Consider the following 5,329-nt stretch of genomic DNA (forward strand, 5'->3'; position numbering starts at 1 on the left):
GCCCTGCCCCTGATCCGGAGCCCGGTCCGGCGGAGGCGCCGGGTGCTCCGGCCGGGGTGCCGGGCACCTCCGCCGGACCGGGCTCCGGTACCAGCCGCAGGAGTTCGCCCTCCGCTCCCAGGACACGGTCGCAGCAGCGCGCGACATCGGCGGTGTCCGGCTTGGCGCCGGTCTCGATCTTGCTCAGGTAGCCCTTGCTGTAATGGGTCGCGCGGGCGAGGTCGGCCAGCGACAGGCCGCGCTGCACGCGCAGCCGTCTCAGCTGGGCGGGAAAGGGCGCCACGACGGCGTCCGTGGAACCGTTCGGTGTGTGCCGGCGGCCGGCGGAGCGTCCGCGGTCCGGATCCCCCAAGACATCCCCCATGGCAATGCGCGCCCAGGCTGTGAGAGGCAGATGCCCAGGCTAGCGGTCTCGGGGAGGCGGGGTGAGCGGCCATTCGTGCGGTGTGGCGTGAAACAGGGGTGTTCCGGAGCCGTCGAGCGGCCGGCTCCGGAACACCCTTGCGAACGGACCGCCGGCTACGGACGGTTGAGGGTGATCGAGTTGATCGGACCGAGGTCGGCGTAGACGCCGGTGCCCTGGCGGATGGGGTTGCCGCAGTTGGCGCCGTTGTAGCCGGTGCACAGGCTCGCGGTGGCGCCGCCGTACTGGTTGTTGAGCACCCAGTGGTTGCCGAACTGGTTGCTGAGGTTGTGCGCCCCGTAGCTGTAGAAGATCTGACTGGGCTTCACCGCGGGATTCTGGTTCTGCGGGTAGATGCAGACCGCCCCGTCCGGGCATCCGGCCCACGTGTCGGCCGGCTGCGCACCGGCCGTGCCGCTCAGTGCCAGGACGGCGGCCGTGGCGGTGGCGAACGCGGCGGCGCCGCGGATCATCTTGCGCATGATGTCCCCTTGTGGGTCTTGCTGCGTGCTGACGCCTTCAGCCTGTCCCCGGCGGACCCGGGGGTCGACGGGTTTCCCGTCGCCCGTCGGCCGCCCGGCCGGGAAACCCTCCGTGACCAGCGGGATCGTCACGAGAGGGGCAACGGCCGCGGCGGCTCCTTCGGCCCAGCGCGGGTGAGACCTTCGGGCGAACGCGCTGCGCGCCGCGCGGGGCGGGCGCAGCCGGGGTGATAGCCCGAGGGGACCAACACACCCCGGAGGTGCGGCCGCACATGACCAGGCGACGCGTGATGCGGCCGGTACGCCGCCGGACTGATCGGACCGGTACCCACGTGTCCCCGGTCCTGTGGACCGCGGCCGCCCACGCCTGGCGGCTGCTGGTCGTCGGCGCGGCGGCGTACGCGGTCTTCGCGGTCCTCGGACGGTTCCACGAGATCGCCCTGGCCCTCTTCCTGGGCCTGGTGGCGGCCGCGATGCTGCGGCCGCCCGCCGACCTCCTGGCCCGGGTGCTGCCCCGGGGTCTGGCCGTGGCCTGCGCGCTGCTCCTCAGCGCGGCCCTGGTGCTGGGGGCCCTCGCACTGGTCGGCGAGGCCGTGGCGGGGGAGTGGCCCACGCTGGTCCGGGAGTTCAGGGACGGGCTGGACAGGATCCAGGACTGGCTGGCCGGCCCGCCGTTCCGGCTGGACTCCCACGTGCTCAAGGACCTCCAGTCCCGGATCGGCACCTACCTCTCCAGCCACCGCTCCACCCTGTTGAGCACGGCGCTCAGCGGTGCCGGACGGGTCGTGTCGGTGCTCACGGTGGTCGCCCTCGGGCTGTTCTGCTCCGTCTTCTTCATCCACTCGGGCGACCGGCAGTGGAACTGGTTCTGCGGGCAGCTCCCGCGGGGCGCGCGGGAGCCGGTGTCGGTGGCCGGGAGCGCGGCGTGGCGGACCTTCACCGGCTACACCCACGGCATCGTGCTCGTCGCCGCGACCAACGCGATCCTGGTGTGCATCGCCCTGTTCGCGCTCGGTGTTCCGCTGGCGGTCCCGCTCGCGCTGCTGGAGTTCCTCGCCGCGTTCGTCCCGCTCATCGGCTCCCCGGTGGCCCTCGGAGTGGCCGCGGTGGTCGCGCTGGCCACCAAGGGACCGCTGGTGGCGGCCCTGGTGGTCGCCCTCATCGTGGTCATCGGCCAGATCGAAGGGCATCTGCTGCACCCCCTGGTGATGAGCTGGGCGGTCCGGCTGCACCCCATGGTGGTGGCCCTGTCCGTGGTGGCGGGCGCCATCGCGGCCGGGATCGTCGGCGCGGTGGTGGCGGTCCCGCTGGTCTCGGTGGCCTGGTCCGTCCGCCAGTCCCTGCGCGCCGCCCGCACGGGCTGACGTACCGGCCGTACGGGCCGGCGTACCGTCGCGCTGCGGGCCGCCGTACCGCCGCCACGGGCTGACGCATCGCCGCTCGGGGCCGGGGCGAGGGCCCGGCCCCCGCCGCGTCACGCGAGCGGGTCCACGACGACCTCCGCGTGGTCGGCGACGGCGACGAGCAGCACGCGGGTGCCCGGCTCCAGGGCCCGCCACCGGTGTTCGACCCCGCCGGTGAGGTAGAGGGTGTCGCCCCGGCCCAGGTGGTGGGTGCGCCCGTCGGCCTCGACCTCGGCCGCACCGTCGGCCACGTACATCAACTCGTCGTTGCGGTGCCGGAACGCGCGCTCCGCGTCGTGGTCGCCGGTGAACTCGAGCGCGTGCATCTGGTGGTGGCCGCGTACGAGCGGACGGACCCGGGCCGCCGGATCGAGGCCGGGATCGGCGTCGGCCCGCACGATGTCCACGCGGCGCGGGGTCTGCCCGGCGGCCAGCAGCTGCACGGCCGTGGTCTCCAGGGCGTCCGCGACGCGTTGCAGCGAACGCATGCTGGGGCGGGCGCGGTCGTTCTCGATCTGGCTGAGGAAGGGCGACGACAACCCACTGCGGGCGGCCACTTCGGCCAGGGTGAGGTCGAGTGCCCTGCGCCGCCTGCGGATGCCCGCGCCGATCTGCGGCTCGGGCGGTTCGTCTGCCACGTCGCTCCTCGCTGCTCGCTTCTTGTGGTCGCTGCGTGTGCTCGCTGCCTCGGTCGGGCCTCGTGACGATCATCTTCTCCCACCCGGCCGCGGGCTTCGCACGCCCTTCACAGTGCCGCAACACTACGGCGCTAGCTTCTAATCCAGTTGGTCTCATCAAAGAAAGTTTGACGGGAGAGCGTCACTTCATGTCCCAAGCTGTTCAGACCCCGGTCGACCAGAACGCCCGCCGCCGGCGCGGTACCGGCCTCATCGCCCTCGACCCCGCCGCCTCGGAGGGCGGGTACACCCTGTTCGCCCCGCTCACCGGCACCGGCGAGGTGTACCTGATCGACATCCGCGGTCAGGTCGTGCACCAGTGGCAGCTGCCCTACCGCCCCGGACGGCACGCCCGGATCCTCGCCGACGGCAACCTCGCCTACAGCGGCGTACTGCCCGGCGAGGAAGCCCTCTTCCCGATGTGGCACAAGTACCGGGGCGGAATCATGCTGGAGGCCGCTCCGGACGGCACCGTCCTGCGCGAGCACCGCGACCCGCTCCAGCACCACGACGCCCACCACCTCGGCGGCGGCCGCGTCCTCTACACCGCGCTCGAACCGCTGCGGGGCGCGGACGCGGCGGCCGTGCGCGGGGGCGTGCCCGGCTCCGAGCCGGACGGCACCGTATGGGCCGACACGATCAAGGAGGTGGACGCCGACGGCACCGTGCGCTGGTCGTGGCGCGCGGCCGAGCACCTCGACCGGGACGAGTACGCGCTGCACCCCGACTACTCGCGCGAACACTGGCCCCTGATCAACAGCGTGGTACCGCTCGCCGACGGGAACGTCCTCGCCAGCCTGCGCAGCGTCTCGGCCGTGGTCGTCATCAGCCGGGAGACCGGCGAGATCCTGTGGCGCTCCGAGCCCGGGGTGGTCTCCCAGCAGCACGCGCCCACCGAACTGGCCGACGGCAAGGTGCTGGTGTTCGACAACGGAGTCTTCCGCCCCGGTTCGGACGTCCCCTATTCCCGCGTCATCGAGATCGAGCGGACCTCCGGCAAGGTCGTGTGGGAGTACCACGACCCGGCCAAGGAGGCCTTCTTCGCCCCCTTCATGGGCAGTGCCCAGCGCCTCGCGGGCGGCAACACCCTCGTCACGGACTCGCCCTCGGGCCGGCTCTTCGAGGTGACGCCCGAGGGCTACCTGTGCTGGGAGTACGTGGTCCCGTACTTCGGCGCCTACCGCGAGGCCGAGGTGCGCGGCCTGTTCCCGTCCGAGCCCAACGCCGTCTTCCGCGCCTACCGTTACACCGCCGAAGAGCTGCCGTGGCTGAGCGCCGGGGCCGCGAGATGAACGCCCCCGACACCGGGCGGGCGCCGGTCCCGCCCGCCCAAGCCGTCCCACCTGTCGCTCCGGTAGCTCCGGTGGACGAGTGGCTCCCGCTGCGCCGGCTGGCCCCGCTGTCCGCGCAGCACGTGCTCGCCATGGTCGCCGCGCCCGTGTCCACGACCTTCCTCACCGGCCAGGCCCTCGGACTCACCGCCGCCGCCACGGCCTCCCTGCTCAGCGCCACCCTCGTGCTGTGCGGCGCCGGCACCCTGCTCCAGTCCCTCGGGCTGTCGCGGTTCGGGGCGAAGCTCCCCTTCGTCATGCTGCCCGGCGGGGCGGCCACCGCCCTCTTCCTCCAGATCGCCAAGGACCACGGCCCCGCGACCGCTACCGGGTCGGTGCTCCTCGCCGCGGCGCTGCTCCTCGCCGTACTGCCCTTCTACGCCAAGGTCGTCCGGCTCTTCCCGCCCCTGGTCATGGGGACCACCGTGCTGCTCATCGGCATCGCCATGATCCGGGTCGCCGCCCAGCTGGTCACCGGCCGGCCCGGGAGCCCCGGTTACGCCGCTCCGTCGGCGGTGGTCCTGGCGGGCGCGACCATCGGCTGCACGGTGCTGTTCCTCCTGCTGCTGCGCGGAATCTGGCGGCAGACGGCGGTACTGCTCGGCATGGGCGCGGGCACCCTGATCGCGCTCGCGACCGGCCTGGGCCACTTCGCGCCCGTGGGCGGGGCCGGCCCGACCCTGGCCCTGCCGCACCTCCTCCCGTACGGGACACCGCGGTTCGACCTGCTCGCCGCGCTGCCCCTGCTCGTCTTCAGCCTCACCACGCTCGCGGAGATCACCGGACAGACCGTGCTCAACAGCGAGACGGTGGGTCGGGCGAGCGCCCCCGGGCGCGACGTGCCCCGGGTGGCGCGGGCGGACGCGCTCGTCTCGCTGTTCGGCGCGCTCTCCGGCACCTCGTTGATGGTGACGAGCGCCGAGAACATCGGCATCGGCCGCCTCACCGGGGTCCGCAGCCGCTACGTGACCGCCGGCGCGGGCGTGCTCCTGATCGTCGTGGGGCTGCTGGCCCCCGTCTCCCGGCTCCTCTC

6 protein-coding genes are annotated in these 5,329 nt (G+C 73.2%); 3 read left to right on the forward strand and 3 right to left on the reverse strand.

Going from position 1 to position 5,329, the window contains the following annotated elements:
- Nucleotides 1–283 (reverse strand): helix-turn-helix domain-containing protein (locus ACWGDE_RS35835; RefSeq protein WP_453393256.1); only part of this gene is annotated, 283 nt, incomplete at its 3' end.
- Between the two features lie 236 nt (nucleotides 284–519).
- The gene (locus tag ACWGDE_RS35840) at nucleotides 520–885 is read right to left on the reverse strand and encodes a hypothetical protein (RefSeq protein ID WP_453393257.1); all 366 of its coding nucleotides are present in this window, start codon (nucleotides 883–885) and stop codon (nucleotides 520–522) included.
- 434 nt (nucleotides 886–1,319) lie between these two features.
- On the opposite strand from ACWGDE_RS35840, the gene ACWGDE_RS35845 reads away from it, so the two are divergent.
- A complete protein-coding gene (locus ACWGDE_RS35845) occupies nucleotides 1,320–2,249 on the forward strand; it encodes an AI-2E family transporter (protein WP_453393261.1) in 930 nt (309 codons plus the stop codon).
- A gap of 110 nt (nucleotides 2,250–2,359) precedes the next feature.
- On the opposite strand, the gene ACWGDE_RS35850 is transcribed toward ACWGDE_RS35845, so the two are convergent.
- Nucleotides 2,360–2,926 carry a helix-turn-helix domain-containing protein gene (locus tag ACWGDE_RS35850; protein ID WP_453393258.1) on the reverse strand — a complete coding sequence of 189 codons (567 nt, stop codon included), beginning with the start codon at nucleotides 2,924–2,926 and terminating at the stop codon, nucleotides 2,360–2,362.
- A gap of 188 nt (nucleotides 2,927–3,114) precedes the next feature.
- Between ACWGDE_RS35850 and ACWGDE_RS35855 the strand changes: the two genes are divergently transcribed.
- Both ACWGDE_RS35855 and ACWGDE_RS35860 read left to right on the forward strand, forming a co-directional pair.
- Nucleotides 3,115–4,257, forward strand: coding sequence for an aryl-sulfate sulfotransferase (locus tag ACWGDE_RS35855; protein ID WP_453393259.1), 1,143 nt, complete (start codon nucleotides 3,115–3,117; stop codon nucleotides 4,255–4,257).
- Between the two features lie 71 nt (nucleotides 4,258–4,328).
- A partial coding sequence (locus ACWGDE_RS35860; protein ID WP_453393260.1) for a uracil-xanthine permease family protein occupies nucleotides 4,329–5,329 on the forward strand: 1,001 nt, incomplete at its 3' end.

The organism is Streptomyces sp. NPDC054956 (genome assembly GCF_053609185.1).